The sequence below is a fragment of the Catenisphaera adipataccumulans genome (assembly GCF_014202755.1).
GTDB lineage: Bacteria > Bacillota_I > Bacilli_A > Erysipelotrichales > Erysipelotrichaceae > Catenisphaera > Catenisphaera adipataccumulans.
Genome location: NZ_JACHHK010000006.1, coordinates 12,288 through 36,898, shown reverse-complemented (window position 1 = coordinate 36,898; position 24,611 = coordinate 12,288). Strand labels below are relative to the sequence as shown.

Below are 24,611 nucleotides of genomic sequence, written 5' to 3'. Positions count from 1 at the left end.
TCCTTTCTATTAAATCCAAAGAATGTGATCACCCGTAACAATTTGATTCTCTTGTAAAGAAATCTGCGAATCCAGCGGCCGGGCTGTTTCACGGCATAAAATCAATTCTGCTTCCGGGATCCTCCAAACCTCTGCCAACTCCATGATCAAAGTTTTAAGGATCATGGTTTCACTGACTCTTACGGTATGTTTTGCCCCGCGATAGATCTCAATATAAATCAATAGATCACGCATCGAGCGTACGGATCACCTCCGTTTTTGTTCCGCTGAACCAAATTGCTTCTCCATTTTCTTCCGGCGGCGGACTGCGATGAAACAAATATGCGAATTCACTGCATCCAGCTCCGATCCATAAAATATCCAGGTCATACTGTATATCCATAAAGTATGGATCTTGAAACCGATTGGATTGATGGAGGCAGTCAATACAGATCACATCATCCTGCCAGGAACTGCCGATATTTAAGATTGGCGAAGTCAGGAGCCATGCTTCAATCAGCCGATCGACTTTTTCCCGACACGAAGCCTGGGCAAACGCAAACAGACATTTCCGCCGCCCATCCCAGGCAATCAGTCTGCCATGTACCGAGATACCAATTTTAAACGGCTGCGGCGCCATGACGGGATAACGAGATCTTTGCAGAACATGCGGTTTTGCAGGATGATAGCACCAGGCATTCCAGCCTTTTTCTGTTTTCAAAATTCCGTGATTCAGCTTCAGTTTTGGGACCGCAAACGCATCGGAAAAATAACGTACAGTATCTAAATCGTGCCAGGACAGGATCATCTGTAAGTCGGCCGTCTGTGTCAGTGTCCGAATCGTCTCATTACAATCCGATGTCATAACGATCCACGGCCGTTTCGTGTGTCTAAGCATTTGAATAAACGAAGCTGCATGCCTGTCGACAAATGCCAGGATCAAACCGCGTTCGATCTTTTCCAACGCCTTTTCATCAATTTCATCATCCACAAATGCTTTTTTGCCGTAAAGACCATAGACATAGACCGGCTGATCTTGATACCAGGCAAGACAACTGTCAAACCATGTTTTCTGCTCCTTTTTATCTTGGCAGAACAATACCGACCGGCATGTATCCAGCCTGAGACGATCCTGCCGCTGCCATTCTGGGCGATCTACAATAATTCCCTGATCAAATTCCAAGTTTTCCATCGACGGCAAAACGATCCAGGCGTGTTTTCTGCCGTGTTTCAATATTTCCCGGGCAGCGCCTTGTAATAAGGTCTCCGCACTTTGCTCCCGGCGATGCAGGATCCTGTCCTCATCATCCAGTTCCGCCCAATCCGGACGTGTCTGTGCATTCGCCGGTGCCTGCATCCAAAATCCATGACCCTTGCGTTCCCATTCGTGTGAACCAACCTGGACAATAAAGGAGCCGACTTCCCTCAAAGCAGCCGCATGATCATTCTGCAGCACTTCCCGGCTGTCCCCGGTATCATTCACGCGGAAACATACTTTCCATCGCGTATTGGACCATATCTGTTCATCAACAACGCCCAACGGTTTCTGCGTACAAAGCACCATATGAATGCCCAATGAACGGCCTATGCGGGCAATTTCTTTCAGTTGGTCCATATATTCTGGGTATTTCATTTTCAGCTGCGCAAACTCATCAACTACGATAAACAGGTGAGACATGCATTCTGAAGCCTTCTGATTAAATGCATCGATATTTGAGACATGCTCGGTCCGCAGGGCTTTTTGTCGTTTGATCAGTTCAGCCTGAACGCTCCGGCAGAATCGATCCATCACAGCGCCTTCTAAATTAGTGACAAAACCAGCACAATGCGGAAACTGATAAAACACATCGCCAAATGCCCCGCCTTTAAAATCAATTAATATATACTGCAGGCAGGATGGATCATTTTTCACCGCTAACATCGCCAGCATCGCTGTCAGCCATTCGGATTTTCCGGATCCTGTAGAACCAGCTACTAAACCATGCGGACCATCCTGCTGATCGCTAAAATCCAGCCAAATGATCGATCCGCTTTCATCCATGCCGATCGGGATCTTCAGACAAACCTCTTTTTTCCAATCTGCTTTCAAAAACGGCTTCACATCAAACGGATGATCCGACAACGGCTGTGCCCGCACTTGGCGAACAACAAGCGGCTGAACCAAAGGAATCTCGTCGACAGACACCATAAGATCAAAATCTCCAGGCTGCAAAGAAACTTGGATTTCTGCTTCTGGTTTCACAGGCAATGCAGGAGATGATCCATCACTGACTGTACGATAAACATGCTGCGGATCCCAAGGAATGCGTGATACATCCGACGGTTCCCGGATCCATAGTCGATATCCTTGCTCCTGGCATGCCGGATCTGCCAACACGGAATCCAAGCGCTTTTTCGTTATCCAGACCCATTTAACGTTTTCGTTCTGCCAGCGGCTCTGCGCATACAGATACAACGCATCTTCAATCGATGCACTGTCCAGCCGGATCCTCATGCCCGGCTGGAGCAATACCGGCTGAACAATTGTCCGCATTGCCTTCGCTGCCTGTTCCTGCAATGCATGAACCAACGCATGATCCGTATGCTCATAATCTATATGTGAATAAGAAATGATCACTGCCGGCTTCTTTTCCGTTTTGATCCAGATGGGTAATGATCGACCATAGTGATCCGCATCAAATGCGAAACAGGCTTTTTTCAGCTGCTCAAAGGAAGTCTGCATATCCAAACGAATCTGCTCTGCTTCCTGGCAGGACTGCCGTAAGTAATTCTGATATTTCTGCTCACTGTCTATTTTCTTCCGGTACGCCGCTTTCCATGTATGACGGCGATTCAGCAAGCCATAAACAAGAAATGCAGCACCCATGGACAGGCTGTTGAGCACGGTCGAGAAGATCTGATCCTGGAATTCCGGATTAGTGAGCCAGGTCACAAGCGCTGTTGAAATCCCGAAGAAACAAATCATCATCGAAGAGCCGACTGCTTGAAACCAGTTCCCTTTTTCCACTTCCGGAATGATCCTGGGAATTTCCCATTGTCGCTGCACTGGTTTTAAAACAGTAACAGGCGGCATAGAATGGGGCTGCAGTTCGATTTTCGGCATCGACGAAGGAAAAGATAACTTTGAATCGATACGTATCGTGCTGATCAAAAAGGTTTCCACGATCAAGATAGAATGAAAACCGATCAAAATTTGATCCCCATTTTGATACTTGATTTCATGGATCCGACGGCCATTGACATATGTGCCGTTCGTGCTGTTTAAATCTATGACTTTTCCTTGAGAAAAACGGAGATGATGCCCAGATACGCAGTTCGAAACGATACGGTATGTACATTCGGGATTCCGTCCCAGTTCTGTTTCATCCTGAAACGGCACCGCGCTGCAGTACGGCTGATGCTCGGAAAAATGGATCTTCAGATCATCGATCGCTGTTGTTTGTCCCTTGTCAAGGATGACCACCTTTTTCTTGTGTTTGATTTCCAACTTACAGCTGACAATACGAAAGACAAAATCACGGTATGTCTGCATCTGCCGGATAGGAAGGATCCGACAGAATTCTGCCGAATATAAAATGATGTCATGCATGCAGCGCTTTGAGAACGAGCTGGATGATTTCCTGCCATTTTGGCCGTCCCGCCATTTTTTCAATTCGGAACACACGCCGGACCGTTTGATCTTCCGTCTGAAGTTTTACGACGGTCTTTTTCTTCAATTTGAATTCATAATATCGATTGCCGATACGGTCTGTTTTCCATTTCGTTTTGATCTTCTTATGATTAATGGCAAAAAATCTAGGTGTCTTGCCATCTGGATCCAGCCAAACAATGCGGATCTTACTTCCTTTATGAAGATGTTTCGGAACCATAAAGATGATCTGGCTTTTCTTCTGCGGCTGATGGATTTCCTGACGGACATGCAGATGATTTTGATCATCTAACGTCCAGGTACGGATCTGCACGGCATCGCCAGTGATCTTGGTCTTCGTTTGTACTTTTTTTGTCACAGGTTTCTTTTCTTTTCGCCTCAGCAGCGATTCATCCGGGGTCGGCAGCAAAGATGCTTTGATCCACGTATATACCGATGTGTTGATATTTCCAAATCGGTCCTGTACGGTACAGCGAACTTGCAGAATATCGCCCGGATCCATCTGCTGCAGCTGCTGCGTCAGATCAAGGATCGATACCGGCATTCCATTCAAGCTGCCTTCCAGCTGTACAGGCTCTGTCGTCTGAAACTGCAGACTTCTGACCTCTGTAAAAGTCATATCAGACGGCATCATATCCCCGTTGAACAAGATCGATAAATGAGGCGGTATACGTCGTATTTGCACATCGATATCCTGTGCTGCCGTATGATCAAAAACATCCGTTACGACGGCCCGGACATGATATGTATGATCCTCACCGTCCGCTGCTTTGAGGACCAGTTCCGATGTCCAAGGCTGAAGCTGACCGTCGACTTCCAAATAGGACGTTTTGATCCAGGGAGCATCCGACGTACAATGTACAGTCACATCCTGATTGCTCGCAAGTGCTGAAGCCTGCAAAGAAACCGAAGGCAATTGATTCGTATAGTGAAAGGTGTAAGAAGAAGATTTTAAGTAGGGTGCCTGCGGATACGATACGTGAACAGTATAGGTGCCGGTTTTATCCGGCTGATACGAATAAACACCGGCTGCATCTTTCAATGTTGTTTGATCGATCTGCACCTGCGGCGTCAGCTCCGGCAACTTGCTCCATTTCAGCGTGACCGGCCGATCGAATACATACTCAGGAATATCTATATCCGGTTCGCCGAGCGATATAGAATGGATCCGTATCTCCTGTGTTGTCACAATACCGCTTTGATGACGCATGACAATCGTAATCGTTTGATGCTCCGGTGTGATCGGAATATCGAGTGCATCCTGCTTCACACCGTCCAAATAGACGGTATAGTCCTTTAAATCCGCATCCGCCAAATGCAGCGAAACCGTCATCGGCTCCGGACAATAGATCGTGCTGGCCGCGGGCTCACCGTTGATCGTCGCAAAGACCGGTTCATCGTCCTTCTTTGCATCCGCTGCCGTCGCCTGCACTGGTCTTGGCGGAAGATGTAAAACAATCATGTTGCTTGCCTCCAAAGTTGATATAGTTCATTCCATTTGGCATCTGAAGCATATTTTTTCGGCCAGGTTTCCGGAATCGAGATCGATATGCCCTTAGCTTTGAGAAACAGACAGTACTCAAGATACAGACAGGCATGATTCGCATCGCTTTTTGTTTCAGCTTCCAATTTTGTCAGATGCCGCATATCCTTCGCATTTAAAACAATTGCATTTTCCAATAAGGATTTTTCAAAGACATCAAGATACGACAGCCGCTGCTGATTCGTTTCCGCCTGAATTTGTTTCAAATACGCATGATAAAACGAATACGGCAAAGCCGGTTCGCTTGGCAAAGTTGACTTTATCAGCAGGATCGTCTGCGGAATTTCATTTTGAATGGAGGTCGGGATCTGTTTGAGTAGATAACGGCAGAATCCAGGATCTTCCGACTGTACGGCTTGATCCAAAAGAAATAAAGCTGTATGCGGATCTTTATAAACCGAATCATCGATCCAGTTATTTTCGATCCATTGATAAAGATTCTCCTGAGCCTTTTCTTCCGCTGTGCCGCTTTTCTGTTCCAATGTATAGAAATAAGCATTCATAAAACGTTCCGAGTTCGGCAGCAGCCGATATTTTGTCAGCGGATCCGGTTTCAGGACCATATCCGACAGTCCGAAGACAGACAGAACAAGACAAAGACTGACCATCATGATCCGAGAACCAATTTTTACCGTCCGTAAAAAACGCCGTACCGAACGAGCGGAACGCAGCCCGCCGCGATGCAGTATCCTGAACAACAACCGAAACCCAAACGAATGAGGGTACAATGTTTTCAGCATCAATGCCAATGCCTGATGATCCAGACAGAAGTCCAATTTTTCTTGTCTGCGCACAAGTTCTGGATATGAACTTAAAATAGCTTGGCGGCTGCCGATCGGTATACAGGCATTAAAATCAATTAAATACAGATGATGATCCCGCCAAATGAGATGTTCTGGTTTAAGATCCATATAAACAAAACCGATCCGGTGCACAGACTCCAGCCGTTCCAGCGATTCAGTCACGATTTGATTTCGATATCGGTATCTTTCTTTCACCGGCATTTTATTTAAGCTGGTCCCTTCAATATAAGTCTGTGTCATCATGAATTCATTCTCGGTTTCTAAGGCATCCATGATCTCCGGCACAAATGGATCTTGTATCTGTGTTAATACATCGATTTCAACATGAAACTGATGGATCCGCAGCGGATCTGCCGATTTTAAGATCGATTTGGTGACCACGAAACGGCCGGTGACCTGATCACGGGCCAGGCATACATTGCTGTACAGAGTCCTATCCAAAAAACGGACCGGTTCATAACGTTTCATGATTCATGAAAAATGCCTTCGACATCCGCAAACCGTATTTTCATCCCTTCCTTCAGACGCATCCTGCGGATCACTTTTTTTTCGTTTAAATACGTGCCGTTTTTACTTTTCAGATCCTGAATATAGCAACGATCGTTCTGACAAAGGATCTTGGCATGTTTTAAAGAGACGCCTGTACTGTTCAGACGGATATCACAAGACATCGCCCGGCCGACAAGTATCCATTCACTGATCAAATCGTACCGCTCGCCGTTGATTTCTAGATAAGCCGATTGTTTATCCAATGTTCCGATGATCTGGGTTTTCTCTGTACTTTGAACCGGCGCTTCGGTTTTTGTGTCATATAAATGGTGCATGGGCTCCTGCACGCGGAATATATCATTCGTACGGCGCCGGAAGAAAAAAGCATATCGAACCGGATAATAGCGCTGACGCATATTTTTCAGTCCGAGGATCACATCCGGGAGAGAAAACTCCGGTGCATCGATCACCTTCATCAAATAGCCTGGGATCTCAAATGCCGTCGTGGTCTGAAAAAGAGAGCTGAGTGTCTTGATCCAATTCTGCATTCGTTCTTTCTGTTCCATCCAAAGTTCAGTCTTGACAGGAACAACGATAAAACGAAACGCATCGCCAAACGGAGCAACAAAGACAAAATCCGGATCAAAGAGAACGGGCTTGTTGCGGTTGACGGCCATCATATCATCCATTAACTTCAGCAGAAAGCAATACCCTTCTTCTTTTTCAAAAATATGCTGGGCAAAAACATCGTGCAGTGTGATCATGGAATCAACCGTATAAGAAATTACCGCATTTTTCTCATCATGCAGGACGCAGCGCACACATAATTCATCCACCTCAGCTTTAGGAAATACGCTGACATCCAGCCAGGACGGGTCTTTCAGCTGCAGCTGCAGCAGATGATCCGACCGGAACACAACACGGACCCATTCTTGCATCTTTCCACCTCTTGTCTTTGTTTCAAGCTTATATACGAGAACAGGTGACAAAGAACAAAAAATTGCATACAATACAAGCATGAAAAGAAATTTTGGCGCCCTGCATGTTTATCTCATCAATCCGCTGCTGAACGCTGCCGCATTCTTCTATCTGGATATTTTCTATGACAATTTCACGTACATGGAATTTACGCTTCATCATTATTTCTTTGTTCTGGCCTGGACCTTGTCAACGGTGTTCGGTTTCTTTTTCTACCCGCTTGCTGCCTGGGACCGGCTCCATATCCCCTACAAACGATGGTTTCATGCAGCGGCATGTGCGCTGCTGGCTGTTTCCGGATTGATTCCTTACGGCGCACAGTATCCGTCTTTCAGCAGCACGATGCATGTGACTGTCATTGAACTAGGTCTGCTTTTTCTATGCATCGAATGGCTCGTCAAACTAAAATATCTGCCGATCCCAGTGCTCCTGCACGGTCTGGTCCTGCTCTCTATCTGCTTTTTAAGTGTGATGTACTGCGGGCATGTTGCTGCGCTGACAGAAATCATTGTCTCTGTGCTTTTTAATATTGCTCTTTATCGATGGCAGGCACAAAAAAAATGAGAGCTTCAGCTCTCATAATTCATATCTGTATCAATATGCATTCCTTGGATCTTCTCCAGGTATTTTTGTGCACGTTTCACAAAGCTCATCTTATTGCCCAATTCCGTGACTTTTTCAAAATACATTTTCGCTAATGGATAATCTTCTTCGACAAAGGAGATCAACCCAATATAATAACTGGCATCGACCCGCTGAAACGGAAATTTAGCTTTTCGATAGGCTTCCAGATAATACTTTCTGCAGACATTCAATTCACCGTTCATTAAATCGATCTTATTTTGTATGCTGCGCAGTTCTTCGCTTTGGATCATCACTCCGGTCCGGCCGTAACGCAGCTGGATCTTGGCTGCTTCTTCTTTGCAGCGCTGCAAGGCATCATCGTCTTTCAGCAGATAATCCACATATGCCATCAATGACCAGTACTGAAGCATGCTTGCCTGATCTTTGCGCGGGTATGTGATCAGTACATCTTGTGCCAATTCAGCATCATCCAGATAAATCAGGCTTTGTGCCAACAAGGTCTGCTGCCGCAGTTTCAAACGCCGTCCGCGTTTTGAATATAAGAATACCGCAGATGCACACGCTTCCGGATCACACTGTTCGTATAACAAGGCTGCCATCGGAATGACCGCGTTGGCCCGATAGTGCAGCAGATAATTGAATGCGAACATAAAGAACAAAAACGCGATCAGAAGCACCCAGAAATTCGAAATCATCACAGTGACAACGATGACGGCGACTACCCCAAGTGCATAGATTGCCGTAACGCGCCGTTCAGTATGACGGACCTCATCTACGATCGGTTTGACATCTTCACGAAATTCATGATGCAGACGATACACTTTCAGAATTTCATTTTCGGCTGTCAAGGAAGCTTTTCGGAAATCAGACTGCACGGATGTCCGCAGGGTCACCATGCCGTAGATGCAGACGATGATCATTGGGATCACCAGAATGGCTCCGATCATAAACATTAGATCCGGCACCAGAAAGACCAGGAATAAAATGACAAGCGGATGTACATTATACTGGCTCATGAGCCATTGTGCCAATAGAATCAAATTGAAGAATCCGGAAATGGAAAGCCCGGAAACAATGTAAAAGATTTCAGGATGTGCCATCAGATACTTCGACATCGCCGCCGACTGCGCCGATGTCAGCTGATTCACACCAGATTGTTCATATGTATTGATCACCATGTTCACCAGTTCTCGATAAGAATCCAAGTTTGCATGGAGCGCCAGCGCCATCAGCAGCACGCCGCCGGCAAAAGAAATCAGTAAGGTAATCAAATGTGACTTACAACGATACTTCCACATATACCCTCCGTTACAGTTTTATGTCACCGAACTGCGTAAAAACGCAAGCGGATTGTCTTGAAAATCATTATACCTAAAAAAAAGTGTATGTTATTTTAGGTCAAAATGCAAGCTATCCTCTTCAATTCACAAAATCTAACAAAAAGGGAATCACTTTTCCCTGATTCCCTTCGTATTCTTTCTGAATTGGATCAAGACCAACATAAATACATTTATCTCCCGATCAAATACCTGGCTTAAACAATGATCTGATCACAATGAACAAACGGCAAAGGACATCACTGCGCTTTTTCCCGAATATGAATTTCTCCGGAAGACAGAACTTTCCGCGTTCCGTCGGATGTTTCTATGACTAAATTGGCCCGATCATTAATATCCACAGCTTTCGCTGCATAGGTACAATGCGGTTCGATCACATTGATTTCTTTGCCAAGCAGACAGGAATATTCTTTATAACGCGGCAGAAATGTATTTTTATCGATCGTTCGGTAATATTTCAGAAATGCATTCAGCACATCCCGCAGAAAAAGATTGCGGTCGACCCGGCGATCCGAAAAGTCCTCAATGCATCCAGCAATCGAACGAATCTCTTCCGGCATGGAATAAGAATGCACATTGATCCCGATACCAACAATAATATATTCCAGCTTTGCCAGATTCATTTCCACACTGCCTTCACATAAGATCCCACAGACTTTTTTTTGTCCGATCAAGACATCGTTCACCCATTTAACACGCGGCTTGATCCCATAATTCTTTTCGATGGCATCAACTACCGCCATGCTTGAACAAGCTGTCACCTTTAAGGCCTGATTGATCGGCAGATCCGGTTTGAGAAACATTGAAAAATAGATCCCGTTCTGACTGGGCGAATGGAAATCGTGGCCGTTACGGCCTCGCCCTGCGGTTTGTTCATTGGCGGCAAGTACGAATCCATCCGGCAGATCATTCGCATTTCGTTTTAATTCATTGTTTGTGGAATCCACTGAATTCACGACTTGAACATGATAAAACGGATCCAGTCCATCTTCGATGATCGCTGCATTGAGCACATCGTTATTCATCGTCAGCTGATAACCGCGGCGGGTCTGCGATAAAATCTCAAAACCATCTTCTTTTAAGCGTTTCACCTGTTTCGAAACACTGACCCGGGAAATGCCCAATTCATCCGCGATCGCCTGTCCGGAGACATATTCGCCCTTTCGTTCATTTAAAATGCGTAAAATTTCATATTTCATAACCTAATGATAGCACAAAAGAAAAGCTGGTGAACAAACACCAGCTTATCTTTCTATTCTAAGACAAACAATAGCTCTCCGGCTTTGACATTGTCGCCCTCTTTGACGCGGACCTCTTTGATCACACCGTCCATGCGGGCTACAACAGCGGTTTCCATCTTCATCGCTTCGATGGTTCCCAGCGTATCGTTTTCTTTGACCTTGTCTCCCGGCTTGACATTGATCTTGGTCACTAAACCAGGGATCGATGCACCGGACTGTGATTTGTCAGTCGGATCGGTCATCACGGTTTCGCGGCCTTCGACAACGATCGACTGGTCGCGGACATCAACTTCTCTTCGGTTGCCGTTCAGTTCAAAGATCACTGTACGTGTACCTTCGTCCGGATGGGCATCGCCCATGCCAAGATAACGGATGACCAACGTCTTGCCGTCTTCGATATTGATCAGGTTGCGTTCGCCGACAGCCAGACCATTGAAGAAGACATGTGAACCCATCCGCATCAGGTAACCATATTCCTGCTCATTCTTCCAGTAGTCTTTCATGACTTTCGGATAAATACAATAGGAAATGATCTCGCGCATATCAAATTCATGCGGACACAATTCTTTGACTTCTTCACGGGCTTTATCAAAGTCAACTGGCTCAAGCAATTCGCCTGGTCGGCAAGTGATCGGTTTTTCGCCTTTCAGGACGACTCTCTGCAGATCCTTCGGGAAACCATGCGGCGGCTGTCCCATCATGCCTTTGAAGTATGTTACGACGGAATCCGGGAAAGTCAGGCTTTCGCCTTTTTCCACGATGTTTTCCGGAGTCAGATCGTTTTGTACCATGAAGATCGCCAGATCGCCGACCATCTTGCTTGATGGCGTGACCTTAGTGATGCCGCCTAACATGACGTCGACCTTCTTGTACATTTGTTTCACTTCTTCAAAACGGCTGCCCAGTCCCAGTGAATTGACCTGCGGACGTAGGTTCGTATACTGACCGCCTGGGATCTCGTACTTGTAAATGTCGGTATCGGTCGTCTTCAGACCATGATCGAATTTCTCGTAACGCAGACGGACATCGGCATAGTAATTGGACAGTTCTTCGATACGATCCAGATCCAGACCCGTATCGCGCTCCTGGCCTTGAAGCGCTGCCACGACTGCGTTCAGCGACGGCTGCGAGGTCATACCGGCCATCGATGCCACCGCACAGTCGACGATATCTACACCGGCTTCTGCTGCCATTAAGTACGTAGCCACCTGGTTGCCCGATGTATCGTGTGTATGCAGGTGGATCGGCAGTTCTACCTCATTACGCAGCGCATGCACCAGTTCTTTGGCAGCATACGGTTTCAACAGACCGGCCATATCTTTGATAGCGATGGAATGAACGCCGCGTTTTTCCAGTTCTTTTGCCATCTTGATATAGTAATCCAGCGTAAACGTTGTGTTGGACGGATCCAGAATATCTCCAGTATAGCAAATCGTGCCTTCACAGAATTTGCCCTGATTCAGGACTTCATCGATTGCCACTTCCATACCTGGCATCCAGTTCAAGGAATCAAAGACGCGGAACACATCAATACCATTGATGGCACTCTGCTTGATAAATTCGCGGACAACATTATCCGGATAATTTCCGTAGCCCACGGTACTGGAACCGCGCAGCAGCATCTGGAACGGAATGTTCGGGATCAGACCGCGTAACAGCCACAGACGCTCCCAAGGATTCTCATGCAGGAAACGGAATGCAACATCAAAGGTTGCACCGCCCCACATCTCCAGCGAGAAGCAGTCGCGCAGGATCTCAGCAGTACCCGGAGCTCCCTTGACCATATCACGTGTACGCATGCGCGTCGAAAGCAGTGACTGGTGCGCATCACGCATCGTCGTATCGGTAATCAGCAGTTTTTTCTGATTGCGGACCCATTTACTGAATTCACGCGGACCCATGCGGTCCAGTTGTTGTTTCAGACCTGGCTTCGGATCGCCCGTATGTTTCGGGAAGCGCGGGGTGTCGTATTGATGACGCTCGGCATCCGGATTGTCGACCTGGATCTGCGCAATATATTTCAATACACGAGTCGCACGGTCACGGGAACCGGTCACATCGAACAATTCCGGTGTCTCATCGATAAACTTCGTATGACATTTTCCGGCTAGGAACGTCGGATGGGTCAAAATGTTGGAAATAAACGGAATATTCGTCTTCACACCGCGGACGTGTACTTCGCTGACTGCCCGTAAAGCACGTCGGCAGGCGCCTTTGAACGTATTATCAAAACATGTAACTTTTACCAGCAGCGAATCATAGTATGGAGAGATCACGGAGCCGGTTTCGGCATTCCCGCCGTCCAGTCGGACACCATAACCGCCGCTGCTTCGATAGGCGGTAATTTTACCATGATCCGGCGCAAAGTTGTTCTGCGGATCTTCGGTCGTCACACGGCATTGGATCGCATAGCACTTTTTCTGCACATCTTCCTGACAAGTCAGGCCGATCTCCGGGCAGTCCAGCGATTCGCCTTTCGCAACTAACAGCTGCGCACGCACCAGATCGATACCGGTAACCATTTCTGTTACGGTATGTTCCACCTGGATCCGCGGGTTCATTTCAATAAAGTAGTAATCGCCGTTCTTGTCCACTAAGAACTCTTCGGTTCCGGCATTCACATAGCCGACTTCTTTGGCGATCTTAACTGCATCGGCACGAATCTTTTCCAGGACACTTTCGTCCACCGACCATGCCGGCGCATACTCAATGACTTTCTGATAACGTCTCTGCAGTGAGCAGTCACGTTCGTACAAATGATACACGTGGCCATGCTGGTCAGCCAGGATCTGGACCTCAATGTGTTTCGGCTCTACCAAGAATTTTTCGATAAAGATATCATCATTTCCGAATGCTTTTGCGGCCTCGGCCTTGACCAGCTCAAAAGCCGGTTTGACTTCTTCTGCCGTATCGCAGCGACGCATACCACGTCCGCCGCCGCCGGCTGCCGCCTTCAACAAGACCGGAAAACCGAATGATTCTGCTTTTTCCAATGCTTCATCTGCATCTTTCAATGGTTCTGTGGTTCCCGGAATGATCGGAACACCGGCCCGGATCGCAATGTCTTTTGCGCTCAGCTTATCTCCCATCTGCGCCAATACCTTGCTGGAAGGACCGATAAAAATGATACCGGCATCTTCACATGCCTTGGCAAACTCGGCGTTCTCTGACAGGAAGCCATAACCTGGGTGGATGGCATCAACGCCGCGGCGTTTTGCTAAATCGATAATTGCCGGAATATCCAAATACGCACCGACCGGACTGTCATTTTCTCCGATTAAATACGCTTCATCCGCTTTGATGCGGAACTGCGAGTCCATATCCTCTTTCGAGTAAATGGCAACTGTGTGGAGTCCTAAATCATGGCACGCTCTGAAGATACGAATGGCAATTTCACCGCGGTTAGCAACTAAAATCTTACTAAAGGTTTGTACCTTCGCCATATCTGCGCTACCTCCTTGTAACTTCTCTTAAATTTATTATACGAGAAAACGAGAAAAAAATGAATTGCTATATTTGGACTAATAAGAAAAAAAGCCGCTTTTCAGCGACTATTTCCGTCCAAACAACTTTCGGATCAGTGATAACACAGCTCCGCCCATCGCAAAGTAGATCATCAGCGGTACTTGCAGGAAATAAAGATTTGCCTGCTGCAGTACATTATTATTCATACCATAGCGATCGACAGCGTATTGAAGACCGTAATAGAAAATAATGATCAAAATAAATGCCAGCAGACCGCGGCCGACATCAACTTTTTCAGTCACGCCGTCTTTCGTAACTTTTTTCCGGGATAAAGTCCAGAAAATTTCGATCAGTGTAAAGACCGCAAACAAAGCCATCGCTCCGGTCAGCACCAGGTTATCAAATGAAACAAGACCGTTGATCACATTGAGAACCACCTGCATGCCGCCGTTTACATATACGCCAAAATACATAAACAAGATAAATACACAGAACATTGCCAATCCGGATAAATTCTGGAAGATCCGCATGATGCCGCGCGACGTGTTCTTTGCTTCTGTTTTGGCGCGCTCACTGATCATCGGCGGTTTTTCAATATGATCGGCAGCTGCCTGATATCCTTCGCTTTCCGGTACCACGGATGCAACTAAATCGCGGTCCCCCGGATGTGTATTGAACCAGGTCTGGATCTGCGTTGAATTCGGTACAACTTTCCAGCCATTTTTACGGACCTGATTGACAGCCAGGGACATCAATTTCTCACGGACATTGTCGGCCAGTTTCCGTTCGCTGTATATATCTGAAATTTCACAGATGCCGGTCTGCGTCTGCGGAAAATCAATACCCGCAATAGTATTATCCTGATCGTCTTTGAGCAGGACTTTTTCTTTATAAACTTTGATAAGCACGAAGTTACCTCCTATTCCGCTTTATGTTAAAAACATACACGTATTTGATCAAAAAATCAAATTCAATCCCAGTCAAAGCCAGACCAAACTGGCTTTCCGGTGTATTCTTTCAGCTGTTCTTCCCCGCGCAGGACACGCAGTGCCCCCTGCGCCATGGCATCTTGTTCAAATTCTCCCGGGTACGCATAAACCGGTGCGATCCAGCCGCAGTCTTTCCGAATGGTATTCGTGATATCATCAAAACGCAGCAGACCGCCCGTCAGAAGAATGGCATCCACCTGTCCTTTCAAGGCTGTGCTCATGGCACCGATGTATTTTACGATCTGATAGATCATCGCCTGCCAGACCAGTGTTGCCTTTTCATCCCCTTCATCGACCATTCGATGAATGACATCTGCATCCGAGGTATGAAAATAAGAACTCAGTCCGCCGGCCTCATAACACAGTTTCCGGATATCCTCGGGCGACTTGTCCTTGAAATACAGCAGCATGTCCGTCACCGCCATGCTGCCCATGCGGGTCGGCGTAAACGGTCCTTCGCCGCCGCCGGCGTCATTCCCGTCGATCATCCGGCCGTGCCGATGGGCGGTAATGGAAATCCCGCCGTCAATATGGCAGACAATATAGTTCACTTGATCATAGTCCTGATGCATCACGCGGGCATGATGTTTAGCACAGGCTTTCTCATTCAGTGCATGGGAAACCGCTTTCCGGTAAATCCCAGAAACACCCGTCAGACGGGCCTCATCGCACAATTCATCTACGATCGGCGGATCCATCATAAAGACACGGCCGCCGTATTCGTCTGCGACCATGCGGGCCAACTGTACGCCCAGCATCGAGACATGATACAGACCGCCTTTGGCTTCACGGGTATCTTGGAGGAGCTGATCGCTGACTTCGTAGATACCGCTTTCTACCGCATAACAGCTGCCGCCGCGGCCGACCACTGCATCGACTCCAGTCAAATCAACATGATTGTCTTCGATAAACTTCTGGATGACCATCATGCGGTACATCAGCTGATCGTTGATCTTTGGAAATTTGATCAGCACCGATGAATCATGAAAAACATTCGTCGAAAGTAAACAAGTTGCATTTTCATATAAAGCCAGTTTGGTCGAAGTCGACCCTGGATTGATCACAAAAATTTTGTATTTTTTCATATCGTACCTTCCCATGAGCATTATAGAAAAAGGAATCTTGAAATTCAAGATTCCCTGATTCGTTTACATAACGGATACCATTCGCATCCTTTGCAGATTTTTGAAAACAAAGTCTGATTCATCGTGTTCCAAGAATAGCCCTGCTTCAAATACTTCCTGACTTTTTTATCAATTTTATCCGGAATGACCGAGGAACAATGATCGCCGACGCGACGCGGACACGATGCACAAATCGTATCACAGTCTTCGATCCATTCGATTTCAGCTTCCGGCAGCTGTTCAAGAACTTCATTGAAATGATCAACAAATTCTTCACTGTAGCCTTCGCCGATAAAATTCTTCAGGCACAAACCGTGATGATAACGCAGCCGGATGACCTTTTTCATAACTATCCAAAAATATTCAAAAAGAAACCAGCAGCGACCGCTGAACCGATGACACCGGCTACATTCGGTCCCATCGCATGCATCAGCAGGAAGTTGGACGGATTGGCTTTCTGGCCTTCTACTTGAGAAACACGGGCTGACATCGGCACGGCACTGACACCGGCAGAACCAATCAGCGGATTAACTTTTCCACCTGTTACTTTGTACATGATCTTACCAAAGAGCAGACCGCCGACGGTACTCAGCATAAAGGCAACCAAACCTAAGCAGATGATCTCGATCGTTCGGATCGTCAAAAATGTATCCGCAGTCGCTTTACAGCCGACCGACAGACCTAAGGCGATCGTTACAATATTTGTCAAAGAATTCTGCGCAGTATCGCTCAATCGATCGGTCACACCGCTTTCCTTCAGCAGGTTTCCGAACATCAGCATACCGATCAACGGGGCGGTATCCGGTATCAGCAGCACAACAAAGATCATGACCGCGATCGGGAAAATGATCTTTTCGGCTTTGGAGACCGGCCGCAGCTGTTCCATCTTAACTTTGCGTTCTTTTTCCGTTGTCAAAAGGCGCATCAACGGCGGCTGGATCATTGGGATCAAGGCCATATAAGAATAGGCTGCGATGGCAATCGCCGGCAGGTAATCTTTGGCCAGACGGCTCGCAACCAGGATCGCTGTCGGACCGTCAGCGCCGCCGATGATACCAATTGCCGCAGATTCCTGCGGGCTGAAATGAAAGACCAGCAGCGCCATCAAGAAGGCAGTGAACACACCAAACTGTGCCGCCGCTCCCAGGATCAATGAAGACGGGCGGGCGATCAGCGGTCCAAAATCCGTCATCGCACCGATGCCCAGAAAGATGATCGACGGATAGATCGCATATTGGACACCTTGGTACAGGACCCACATAAAACCAATATTGTTTCCTTCGCCCGGACCGTTCAGAATTCCGGTATTTGGGAAATTACAAATCAATACACCGACCGCGATCGGCACCAACAACAATGGTTCGTATTTTTTAACGATGCCCATATAAAGCAGGACACAGCCGAGAATGATCATGATCAGCTGCCGCGGATCCACGGCGATGCCCGCAAATCCGGAGGTCGATAAAATACGGCCTAATACGCCAAAGAAAGAAATTTCCATATCAATTCCCTCCTTACTGAATGGTTGCTAAAACCGCATCGGTTTCCACGGCTGCACCTTTTGCGACGGTCACAGACGTAATGGTGCCGTCTTTCGGTGCAACGATCTCATTTTCCATTTTCATTGCTTCAAGAATAAACAGGATATCACCGGCCTTCACGGACTGTCCGCTGGAAACTTTCACTTCCAGGATCGTGCCCGGCATCGGGGATTTGATCGGATCTCCTGCTCCGGCAGGTGCTGCCGGTGCGGCAGCTTTCGGCGCCGGTGCTTCTTGTTTTACATTTTGTTTTGGTGCAACAGGTTCAGCCGGACCGGCGTAAACAGCCGTTGCTTCGCCTTTTTCGACTTCTACTTCATATTTTTTTCCGTTTAACGTTACTATGTACTTCATTATTTTTCCCCTTCCTTAATCAAACGAATCCGTTTGAAAATCAGTTGATTCAAAGGAATTGATGTTTCATCACTGACAATCGCCATGATACAGGCGGCCGTTTTCTCATCGACATCGATCAGAGAAACCTCACCGGTATATTTACCATCCGCAGCCGGCCGTTCCAATACTTCATAACTAGCCGGAGAGACCGGTTTCTTGGGCTCAAACTTACGGACGATCCATGACACAAAGTTGACGACAGCGACCAGCGCCAGCAGCATCAACATGACGGTAATGAAACCATACAGTGCGACCAGCAGACCTTCGCCGGTTGTTAACTGCGTAATATGCATGGATTACTCGCCTTCTTTCATGATCGTATAGCTGACATGCAGCGCTTTGCGTTCTTCACGCGTTTCAAAGAATTTTTCTGCCTGGGTCGGGAAAGCGACATAGCTCAGAACATCCTCTTCATTGCGGGCACGGGTACCCAAATACTGCACGGCCTTCGGGATTTCCGGTTCGATGGTTTCCGCAAAGCGGCCTTCGATCGGCTTTTGGCCGTTCAAAGCCTTGGCAACCAGTTCCTGATTGACTTCACCCGGCGCACGGCCGTATTCACCGCGCAAATAAGCGCGAACCTCTTTGGAAATATTCTTATAACGCTCACCGGAAAGAACATTCTGTACCGCTTGTACACCGACCATCTGCGACATTGGTGTGACCAGCGGCGGATAGCCTAAGTCTTTACGCACACGCGGTGTCTCTTCCAATACTTCATCCAGACGATCCAATGCATTCTGCGCCTTCAGCTGAGCAATTAAATTCGAAAGCATGCCGCCAGGGATCTGGTAGTTCAATGCGTTGATATTCGTGCCCATGACCAGCGGATTCAACGTTCCGTTGTCGATGAATTTCTGACGGACCGGGACGAAGAAGTCATTGATCGGTTTTAGTTTTTCCATGGTCAGTCCGGTATCATAGCCCATTTCATTCAGCGCATAGACCATGGATTCGGTCGCCGGCTGAGAGGTACCGCCGCTCATGGATGAAATAGCTGTATCGATGCCGTCTGCGCCGGCCTCGACTGCTTTCAAATACGTCATCGGCGCCAGACCGGTCGTGCTGTGAGTATGTACGATGACCGGGATCGAAACGTTTTCTTTTAATCCTTTCACGAGTTGATAAGCAACTTCCGGAGTCATGATACCAGCCATATCTTTGATGCAGATCGAATTGCATCCCATCTTTTCCAACGAAATTCCTAGCTGGATAAAATTTTCTATGGTATGGATCGGGCTGGTCGTATAGCAGATCGTGCCCTGTGCATGACCGCCGTTCTTGAGACATTCATCCACTGCCACTTCTATATTTCGGTAGTCATTCAATGCATCGAAAATACGAATAATATCGATTCCATTCTGGATCGCTTCCCGTACAAACGCCCGTACGGTATTGTCCGAATAATGATGGTATCCTAAAATATTCTGACCGCGAAGCAGCATCTGCAGTTTCGTTTTCTTGCATTTTGAACGAATAAAACGGAGACGCTCCCATGGATCCTCGTTCAAATATCGAAGACAAGAATCGAAGGTAGCCCCTCCCCAGCACTCTAAAGAATAATATCCTGCGTTGTCCATCGTCTCTAAAATATCCGCGAAATCCGAACGCGGCATTCGTGTGGCAATCAAAGACTGCTGAGCATCACGCAAGACTGTTTCCGTGATCTGTACTTTTTTCATAATCCTTCCACCTCTGAATCTAAAAAAACATTTACACTTACTATAAACGGATATTTAATTTTTGTGAAGTGATTTTTACGAAAATTTCCCATTTTTTTACATAATTGAAAACAAATTCGTTCGTATTTTTCGACAAATGGGATAAATATGATAAAATCGTTCTGAATGAGGAGCATGAACCATGACAAAAGATGAATATACATCCCTTTCTTTGGCTGAACTGCGCAAGATCGCAAAAGAAAAACAAATCAAAGGGATCTCAAGAATAAAGAAAAACGACTTGATCGAACAGCTGGTCAACTTCGATCTCGCCCAAAAACCAAAACCAGAAAAGAAACCGAAACAAGAACATCACGAAAAAGCTGAAGGCATCCTGGAAGTCATGCCGGATGGCTTCGGTTTCATTCGCTGTGAAAACTACCTGCCCGGAGAAAATGATGTCTATGTCTCTCCCTCGCAGATCCATCGCTTCCGACTGAAGACCGGCGATATGTTGTGCGGGGACAAACGGCCAAAAAAAGCGACAGAAAAATTTCAGGCCTTGCTTTATATCTCTTCTGTCAACGGTATCTCACCGGAAGAAAATAAAAAACGGCAGAATTTTGAAGATCTGACCCCAATTTTTCCGGATCATCGCATACAGTTAGAACGGCAGACAGATAACTTGTCCATGCGTGCGGTTGATTTTCTCGCTCCCGTAGGCAAAGGCCAGCGTGGGATGATCGTCTCCCCGCCGAAGGCCGGTAAAACCACTTTACTGAAAGACATTGCCATTTCGGTACAAAAGAATCATCCCGAAATGCACATCATTATCCTGCTGATCGATGAACGGCCGGAAGAAGTGACCGATATCAAAGAAAGTGTTGCCGGTGAAAATGTCGAAGTGATCTACTCGACCTTTGATGAACTTCCGGAGCATCATAAACGTGTCAGTGAAATGGTCATCGAACGTGCCAAGCGTCTGACCGAAGCCGGCAATGATACGATCATCCTGCTCGACAGCATCACCCGTCTGGCCCGAGCTTATAATTTAACGGTGGCACCGAGCGGCCGTACGTTATCCGGCGGGCTCGATCCGGCTTCCCTTTATATGCCGAAGCGCTTTTTCGGCGCCGCACGCAATACGCGTGAAAAAGGCAGTTTGACGATCTTAGCGACTGCTTTGATCGAAACCGGAAGCAAAATGGATGAGGTGATCTTTGAGGAATTCAAAGGAACAGGAAACATGGAACTTGTGCTCAATCGAAAACTGCAGGAACGGCGCATGTTCCCGGCCATTGATTTCATGAAATCCGGCACCCGCCGCGATGACTTGCTGCTCAGTCCAATTGAGATGGAAGGTGTCCGCATCCTGCGGCGTTCCATGAGTTCCATGCGCAATGATGAAGCTACGGAGTGGGCCCTTTCCTTGTTTGCCCGTACGAAATCCAATGCCGATCTGCTGCAGTATCTGCTGCAGCACCGAAAAGCATAAAAAAACTGTGCTCATGCACAGTTTTTTCATACGTTCTTTTTGATCGTTCCCTGCTCCAAACCGTGGATGACAGCCGGCAGTTCCGATAAATCTTCAATACGCGGCACCGGGGCCGTTCCCGGCCAGCTGAGACTGCGGATCCAGATCGGCTGGATCCCTGTGCGGTAAGCACCGTAAATATCATTGGAAAAGGTATCTCCGACATAGACGGCCTCACTGGCTCGGGCCTTCATTTGACTTAGGGCCTCCTGAAAGATCCTTGGATCCGGTTTTTTCACACCGACCATTTGGCTGGTGATGACTTTATCAACCAAAGTATCGACATGAATGTTCTTTGTTTTGCGCTTCTGATATTTTTCATACCCATTGGTCAGGATGCAAAGCCGATAGCCTTCCTGGCGCAGTTCTTCCAGCACATGATAAACATTTTCTTTCGGTAATGCCAGCTTGCTTTGGCGGTCGGACCACCAGATCAGAAAGTTTTTGATCGGCAGTTCGATGCCGTATCGTTTCTTCAGATTCTCCACGATAAACTGCTTATTATAGTTGCCGCGCATATCCCAAAGCATGCAGTCCTGCAGGACGGCTTCCCGCTGAATGAGGTCATCGATCGGACAATATGTATCGATCAGTTCTGCGAATGTCTGATAGCTGTAAGTCTGACGGTCGCCTAAGGTGTCGTCAAAATCAAAAAAAATGACTTTGTATTTCATCGTTTTCTCCTTTAATAAGATGTAAATAAGACCTGAACGTAAATTTCAATCAAAAAAGCCCTTACTTAAGGGCTTTATTTTCAATGGCGGAGAGTAAGAGATTCGAACTCTTGGTACCCTTTCGAGTACACAGCCTTTCCAAGACTGCACCTTAAACCACTCGGACAACTCTCCAGTGCCTTTTAATAATACAAATTATTTTTCGCGATGTCAATAAAAAAAGGACCGCAGTCCTTAATCAGCGCTTAATTTATGTGACTGTGCGTACAGCCGTTTCAGCAGGATCGGCACCACGATCGAACTGAATAAGATCATCAGGATGACCGGTGTAAAGAAATCCGATGTCAATAAATTGACCGAAAGTCCTTTCTGAGCCGTGATCAGCGCAACCTCGCCGCGCGTCATCATGCCGACGCCGATGATCAACGATTCATGATTGTTAAATTTACAAAGCTTTGCACACAAGCCGCAGCCGATGACCTTGCCGAGGCATGCAACGATCACGAAGCAGATACTGAAGATCAGCAGTGTTGCATTCATCGAGCTGAAGGATGTCTTCAATCCGATGCCCGCAAAGAAGACCGGCGAGAAGATCATATACGAAGCAATATCTACACGACGCTGAATATACGAAGCGTCAAATAAGTTGCACAGCACGATGCCGGCAACGTAGGCCCCCGTAATATCCGCCAAACCAAAATATGTTTCGGCAATATAGGCCATCAATAACGCATAGCACAAACCGATGATCGGGATCCGGCGGGTGTGCTCGTACCGAGAATCCAGCCATTTGAAAATATTGTAGACAATGATGCCTGAGATCAGCGCGAACGCAAAAAACAGCAGGGATTTGATCACGATCGTACCAGTATTGGCAGAAGAAGACTTCAATCCGATCACAAAGGTCAGCACAATGATGCCGATCACATCGTCAATGATCGCCGCACTGGTAATGGTTGTTCCGATCAGGCCGTTCAGCCGTCCTAGTTCCTGCAGCGCTGCCACCGTGATGCTGACGGAAGTGGCTGCCATGATGGTACCGATAAACAATCCCTTGATAAAAGTATCACTGCCGACCGGGCCCCAGCCATAAAATGCCATATATAAAATGCATCCCAGGACCATCGGCACAAATACACCGGAACAGGCAATAGCCGTTGCTTTGGCACCGGTTTTCCGCAGTTTCTTCATATCGGTTCCCAATCCTGCTTCAAACATTAACATGATGACGCCGATTTCAGCCATCTGATCGATAAACAGCGATTCATGGACCCACCCAAACAGACACGGTCCGACGATCAAACCGGCCAGGATCTGTCCGACAACAGCGGGAGCACCATAATGACGTAAGGTGACACTCAGAAATTTAGCCGCAAAAACCAAGATAGCTAGATCTCTTAGGAATAAGTAGCTGTCCATATTTTCATCTCCATCCCAAAAAACCAAAAATAATATAGAACAATTTAAATATCTTGTCAATTCAACATTTCAGCTTTCTTACAGGCTATAAAAGACAAACCGCTAAGTAAGCAGAACCACTTAATAACATGACCAGGATCGGGTCCCACTTCCATTTCCGCAGCGCCGCAAACGATAAAATAAACAATACAAACATCGCTGCATTGAACCGTCCCCGCGGCCAAACTGCCGGAATGAGGATCAGTAAACCGGCGGAAAGGATCATCGCCGCAACCGCCGGACGGATCCCTTTGAGAATGCCCTGCAGTGTCTGCATCCGCCGGTATTTCTTATAAAGATAGGCTAAGATGCTCACAAAAATCAACGGCACAAAAATACTGCCCACGGTTGCAGCAACCGCGCCTGGGAGGCCGGCGACCCGTTGGCCGACAAACGTCGCCGCATTTGTGATGATCGGTCCCGGCGTCATCTGCGACAGCGTGACCAGATTCGAAAAATCCGACATGCTCATCCAATGATGCTTCAGCACAACTTGTTCCTGGATCAGCGGCATCGCTGCATACCCGCCGCCGAAAGATAATGCGCCGACATGCAGAAACGAAAGAAAGAGTTCCCATAGTGTGCTCATACCGATTCCCTCCTGCTTTGCAGAAAACCGACCGCTCCGGCGGCCAATATGCACCAAATCACGGAAATGCCGAAACAGAAATTGGCGATAAAAGCAAGCATCATCACAACGATCTGGACCGTATCATGACCGCGTACGATGCCGGATGCCATGTCATAGACTGCTGAAATGATGACCGCAGACATGCCGGCCGCCATACCAGCCAGTAATGTTTTGATGTAATAGTTTGAAATAAATGCTTGATAGAAAAACGAAATGACCGCCATGATCAAAAACGGCGGTATGACAGCTCCCGCAACCGCGGCCGCCACGCCCTTCCATCCGCCGAGTTTATACCCGATGACGATAGAGCCATTGATCGCAATGGCCCCAGGGGAAGACTGCGCGATCGCCACTAGATCCAGCATTTCTTCCTGATCGATCCAGTGAAGCTGATCGACAAATTTTTTCTGCAGCAGCGAAACGATCACATAGCCGCCGCCGAATGTAAAAGCCGATAAATATAACGTAGACAGAAATAAAGTTCTGTATACATGCTCTTCTTTTTCCATACTGATTCCCTTCAAAAAAACGATA

At 47.1% G+C, this 24,611-nt stretch carries 21 protein-coding genes and 1 tRNA gene; 2 read left to right on the top strand and 20 right to left on the bottom strand.

All coding sequences use genetic code 11. The features are described 5' to 3' along the window. Positions 1–9: 9 nt before the first annotated feature. Genes HNQ47_RS08015 through HNQ47_RS07995 form a run of 5 tightly spaced genes read right to left on the bottom strand, consistent with a single transcriptional unit; the run spans position 10 to position 7,401 of the window. The gene (locus HNQ47_RS08015) at positions 10–234 is read right to left on the bottom strand and encodes a hypothetical protein (protein WP_183328880.1); all 225 of its coding nucleotides are present in this window, start codon (positions 232–234) and stop codon (positions 10–12) included. Continuing rightward, positions 227–3,568 (bottom strand): FHA domain-containing protein, encoded by a 3,342-nt coding sequence (locus tag HNQ47_RS08010; protein ID WP_183328879.1) that lies wholly within the window; start codon positions 3,566–3,568, stop codon positions 227–229. Before HNQ47_RS08010 ends, HNQ47_RS08015 begins: the two co-directional genes overlap by 8 nt. Beyond that, the gene (locus HNQ47_RS08005; RefSeq protein ID WP_183328878.1) at positions 3,561–5,090 is read right to left on the bottom strand and encodes a hypothetical protein; all 1,530 of its coding nucleotides are present in this window, start codon (positions 5,088–5,090) and stop codon (positions 3,561–3,563) included. The genes HNQ47_RS08010 and HNQ47_RS08005 overlap by 8 nt, the downstream gene beginning before the upstream one ends. Further along, entirely contained in the window at positions 5,087–6,442 is a 1,356-nt protein-coding gene (locus HNQ47_RS08000; RefSeq protein ID WP_183328877.1) for a protein kinase domain-containing protein, read from the bottom strand. Before HNQ47_RS08000 ends, HNQ47_RS08005 begins: the two co-directional genes overlap by 4 nt. Next, positions 6,439–7,401 carry an FHA domain-containing protein gene (locus tag HNQ47_RS07995; RefSeq protein WP_183328876.1) on the bottom strand — a complete coding sequence of 321 codons (963 nt, stop codon included), beginning with the start codon at positions 7,399–7,401 and terminating at the stop codon, positions 6,439–6,441. Before HNQ47_RS07995 ends, HNQ47_RS08000 begins: the two co-directional genes overlap by 4 nt. 79 nt (positions 7,402–7,480) lie before the next feature. On the opposite strand from HNQ47_RS07995, the gene HNQ47_RS07990 reads away from it, so the two are divergent. After that, on the top strand, positions 7,481–8,005 hold the full coding sequence (locus HNQ47_RS07990; RefSeq protein ID WP_183328875.1) for a hypothetical protein: 525 nt from the start codon (positions 7,481–7,483) through the stop codon (positions 8,003–8,005). Positions 8,006–8,010: 5 nt separating this feature from the next. Here the strand turns inward: HNQ47_RS07990 and HNQ47_RS07985 are convergent, their stop codons facing one another. The 10 genes from HNQ47_RS07985 to HNQ47_RS07940 all read right to left on the bottom strand — a co-directional run bounded on the left by HNQ47_RS07985 (position 8,011) and on the right by HNQ47_RS07940 (position 19,801). Further along, the gene (locus HNQ47_RS07985) at positions 8,011–9,324 is read right to left on the bottom strand and encodes a hypothetical protein (RefSeq protein ID WP_183328874.1); all 1,314 of its coding nucleotides are present in this window, start codon (positions 9,322–9,324) and stop codon (positions 8,011–8,013) included. A 278-nt stretch (positions 9,325–9,602) separates the two neighbouring features. Continuing rightward, a complete protein-coding gene (locus HNQ47_RS07980) occupies positions 9,603–10,562 on the bottom strand; it encodes a biotin--[acetyl-CoA-carboxylase] ligase (protein WP_183328873.1) in 960 nt (319 codons plus the stop codon). A gap of 53 nt (positions 10,563–10,615) precedes the next feature. Next, on the bottom strand, positions 10,616–14,047 hold the full coding sequence (locus HNQ47_RS07975; protein ID WP_183328872.1) for a pyruvate carboxylase: 3,432 nt from the start codon (positions 14,045–14,047) through the stop codon (positions 10,616–10,618). A 108-nt stretch (positions 14,048–14,155) separates the two neighbouring features. Continuing rightward, positions 14,156–14,977, bottom strand: coding sequence for a GNAT family protein (locus HNQ47_RS07970; protein WP_183328871.1), 822 nt, complete (start codon positions 14,975–14,977; stop codon positions 14,156–14,158). A gap of 62 nt (positions 14,978–15,039) precedes the next feature. Beyond that, on the bottom strand, positions 15,040–16,143 hold the full coding sequence (gene buk / locus HNQ47_RS07965; RefSeq protein ID WP_183328870.1) for a butyrate kinase: 1,104 nt from the start codon (positions 16,141–16,143) through the stop codon (positions 15,040–15,042). 44 nt (positions 16,144–16,187) lie between these two features. Then, on the bottom strand, positions 16,188–16,529 hold the full coding sequence (locus HNQ47_RS07960; protein WP_183328868.1) for a DUF1284 domain-containing protein: 342 nt from the start codon (positions 16,527–16,529) through the stop codon (positions 16,188–16,190). Between the two features lie 2 nt (positions 16,530–16,531). Further along, complete coding sequence (locus tag HNQ47_RS07955; protein WP_221248083.1) at positions 16,532–17,683, bottom strand: sodium ion-translocating decarboxylase subunit beta; 1,152 nt, start codon at positions 17,681–17,683, stop codon at positions 16,532–16,534. Positions 17,684–17,696: 13 nt separating this feature from the next. Then, a complete protein-coding gene (locus HNQ47_RS07950) occupies positions 17,697–18,077 on the bottom strand; it encodes a biotin/lipoyl-containing protein (protein WP_183328867.1) in 381 nt (126 codons plus the stop codon). Next, the gene (locus HNQ47_RS07945; RefSeq protein ID WP_183328866.1) at positions 18,077–18,412 is read right to left on the bottom strand and encodes an OadG family protein; all 336 of its coding nucleotides are present in this window, start codon (positions 18,410–18,412) and stop codon (positions 18,077–18,079) included. The genes HNQ47_RS07950 and HNQ47_RS07945 overlap by 1 nt, the downstream gene beginning before the upstream one ends. Positions 18,413–18,415: 3 nt before the next feature. Then, complete coding sequence (locus HNQ47_RS07940) at positions 18,416–19,801, bottom strand: pyruvate carboxylase subunit B (protein WP_183328865.1); 1,386 nt, start codon at positions 19,799–19,801, stop codon at positions 18,416–18,418. Positions 19,802–19,982: 181 nt separating this feature from the next. Here HNQ47_RS07940 and rho point away from each other — a divergent pair, with 181 nt between their 5' ends. Further along, positions 19,983–21,275, top strand: a complete 1,293-nt coding sequence (rho, locus tag HNQ47_RS07935; protein ID WP_183328863.1) for a transcription termination factor Rho — start codon at positions 19,983–19,985, stop codon at positions 21,273–21,275. 26 nt (positions 21,276–21,301) lie between these two features. Here rho and HNQ47_RS07930 read toward each other — a convergent pair whose 3' ends face one another. The 5 genes from HNQ47_RS07930 to HNQ47_RS07910 all read right to left on the bottom strand — a co-directional run bounded on the left by HNQ47_RS07930 (position 21,302) and on the right by HNQ47_RS07910 (position 24,586). Beyond that, positions 21,302–21,988, bottom strand: a complete 687-nt coding sequence (locus HNQ47_RS07930; protein ID WP_183328862.1) for an HAD family hydrolase — start codon at positions 21,986–21,988, stop codon at positions 21,302–21,304. An 84-nt stretch (positions 21,989–22,072) separates the two neighbouring features. Beyond that, positions 22,073–22,162, bottom strand: a tRNA-Ser gene (locus tag HNQ47_RS07925). 60 nt (positions 22,163–22,222) lie between these two features. Further along, positions 22,223–23,407 carry a cation:proton antiporter gene (locus HNQ47_RS07920; RefSeq protein ID WP_183328861.1) on the bottom strand — a complete coding sequence of 395 codons (1,185 nt, stop codon included), beginning with the start codon at positions 23,405–23,407 and terminating at the stop codon, positions 22,223–22,225. Positions 23,408–23,492: 85 nt separating this feature from the next. Further along, the gene (locus tag HNQ47_RS07915; RefSeq protein WP_183328860.1) at positions 23,493–24,035 is read right to left on the bottom strand and encodes a chromate transporter; all 543 of its coding nucleotides are present in this window, start codon (positions 24,033–24,035) and stop codon (positions 23,493–23,495) included. Continuing rightward, positions 24,032–24,586: a chromate transporter gene (locus tag HNQ47_RS07910; RefSeq protein WP_183328859.1), complete on the bottom strand. Its 555-nt coding sequence runs from the start codon at positions 24,584–24,586 to the stop codon at positions 24,032–24,034. Before HNQ47_RS07910 ends, HNQ47_RS07915 begins: the two co-directional genes overlap by 4 nt. Between the last annotated feature and the right edge of the window lie 25 nt (positions 24,587–24,611).

Coding starts and splice junctions, on each gene's coding strand:
- HNQ47_RS08015 (WP_183328880.1), bottom strand. CDS start 234: ATGCGTGATCTATTGATTTATATTGAGATCTATCGCGGGGCAAAACAT.
- HNQ47_RS08010 (WP_183328879.1), bottom strand. CDS start 3,568: ATGCATGACATCATTTTATATTCGGCAGAATTCTGTCGGATCCTTCCT.
- HNQ47_RS08005 (WP_183328878.1), bottom strand. CDS start 5,090: ATGATTGTTTTACATCTTCCGCCAAGACCAGTGCAGGCGACGGCAGCG.
- HNQ47_RS08000 (WP_183328877.1), bottom strand. CDS start 6,442: ATGAAACGTTATGAACCGGTCCGTTTTTTGGATAGGACTCTGTACAGC.
- HNQ47_RS07995 (WP_183328876.1), bottom strand. CDS start 7,401: ATGCAAGAATGGGTCCGTGTTGTGTTCCGGTCGGATCATCTGCTGCAG.
- HNQ47_RS07990 (WP_183328875.1), top strand. CDS start 7,481: ATGAAAAGAAATTTTGGCGCCCTGCATGTTTATCTCATCAATCCGCTG.
- HNQ47_RS07985 (WP_183328874.1), bottom strand. CDS start 9,324: ATGTGGAAGTATCGTTGTAAGTCACATTTGATTACCTTACTGATTTCT.
- HNQ47_RS07980 (WP_183328873.1), bottom strand. CDS start 10,562: ATGAAATATGAAATTTTACGCATTTTAAATGAACGAAAGGGCGAATAT.
- HNQ47_RS07975 (WP_183328872.1), bottom strand. CDS start 14,047: ATGGCGAAGGTACAAACCTTTAGTAAGATTTTAGTTGCTAACCGCGGT.
- buk (WP_183328870.1), bottom strand. CDS start 16,143: ATGAAAAAATACAAAATTTTTGTGATCAATCCAGGGTCGACTTCGACC.
- HNQ47_RS07960 (WP_183328868.1), bottom strand. CDS start 16,529: ATGAAAAAGGTCATCCGGCTGCGTTATCATCACGGTTTGTGCCTGAAG.
- HNQ47_RS07955 (WP_221248083.1), bottom strand. CDS start 17,683: ATGGAAATTTCTTTCTTTGGCGTATTAGGCCGTATTTTATCGACCTCC.
- HNQ47_RS07950 (WP_183328867.1), bottom strand. CDS start 18,077: ATGAAGTACATAGTAACGTTAAACGGAAAAAAATATGAAGTAGAAGTC.
- HNQ47_RS07945 (WP_183328866.1), bottom strand. CDS start 18,412: ATGCATATTACGCAGTTAACAACCGGCGAAGGTCTGCTGGTCGCACTG.
- HNQ47_RS07940 (WP_183328865.1), bottom strand. CDS start 19,801: ATGAAAAAAGTACAGATCACGGAAACAGTCTTGCGTGATGCTCAGCAG.
- rho (WP_183328863.1), top strand. CDS start 19,983: ATGACAAAAGATGAATATACATCCCTTTCTTTGGCTGAACTGCGCAAG.
- HNQ47_RS07930 (WP_183328862.1), bottom strand. CDS start 21,988: ATGAAATACAAAGTCATTTTTTTTGATTTTGACGACACCTTAGGCGAC.
- HNQ47_RS07920 (WP_183328861.1), bottom strand. CDS start 23,407: ATGGACAGCTACTTATTCCTAAGAGATCTAGCTATCTTGGTTTTTGCG.
- HNQ47_RS07915 (WP_183328860.1), bottom strand. CDS start 24,035: ATGAGCACACTATGGGAACTCTTTCTTTCGTTTCTGCATGTCGGCGCA.
- HNQ47_RS07910 (WP_183328859.1), bottom strand. CDS start 24,586: ATGGAAAAAGAAGAGCATGTATACAGAACTTTATTTCTGTCTACGTTA.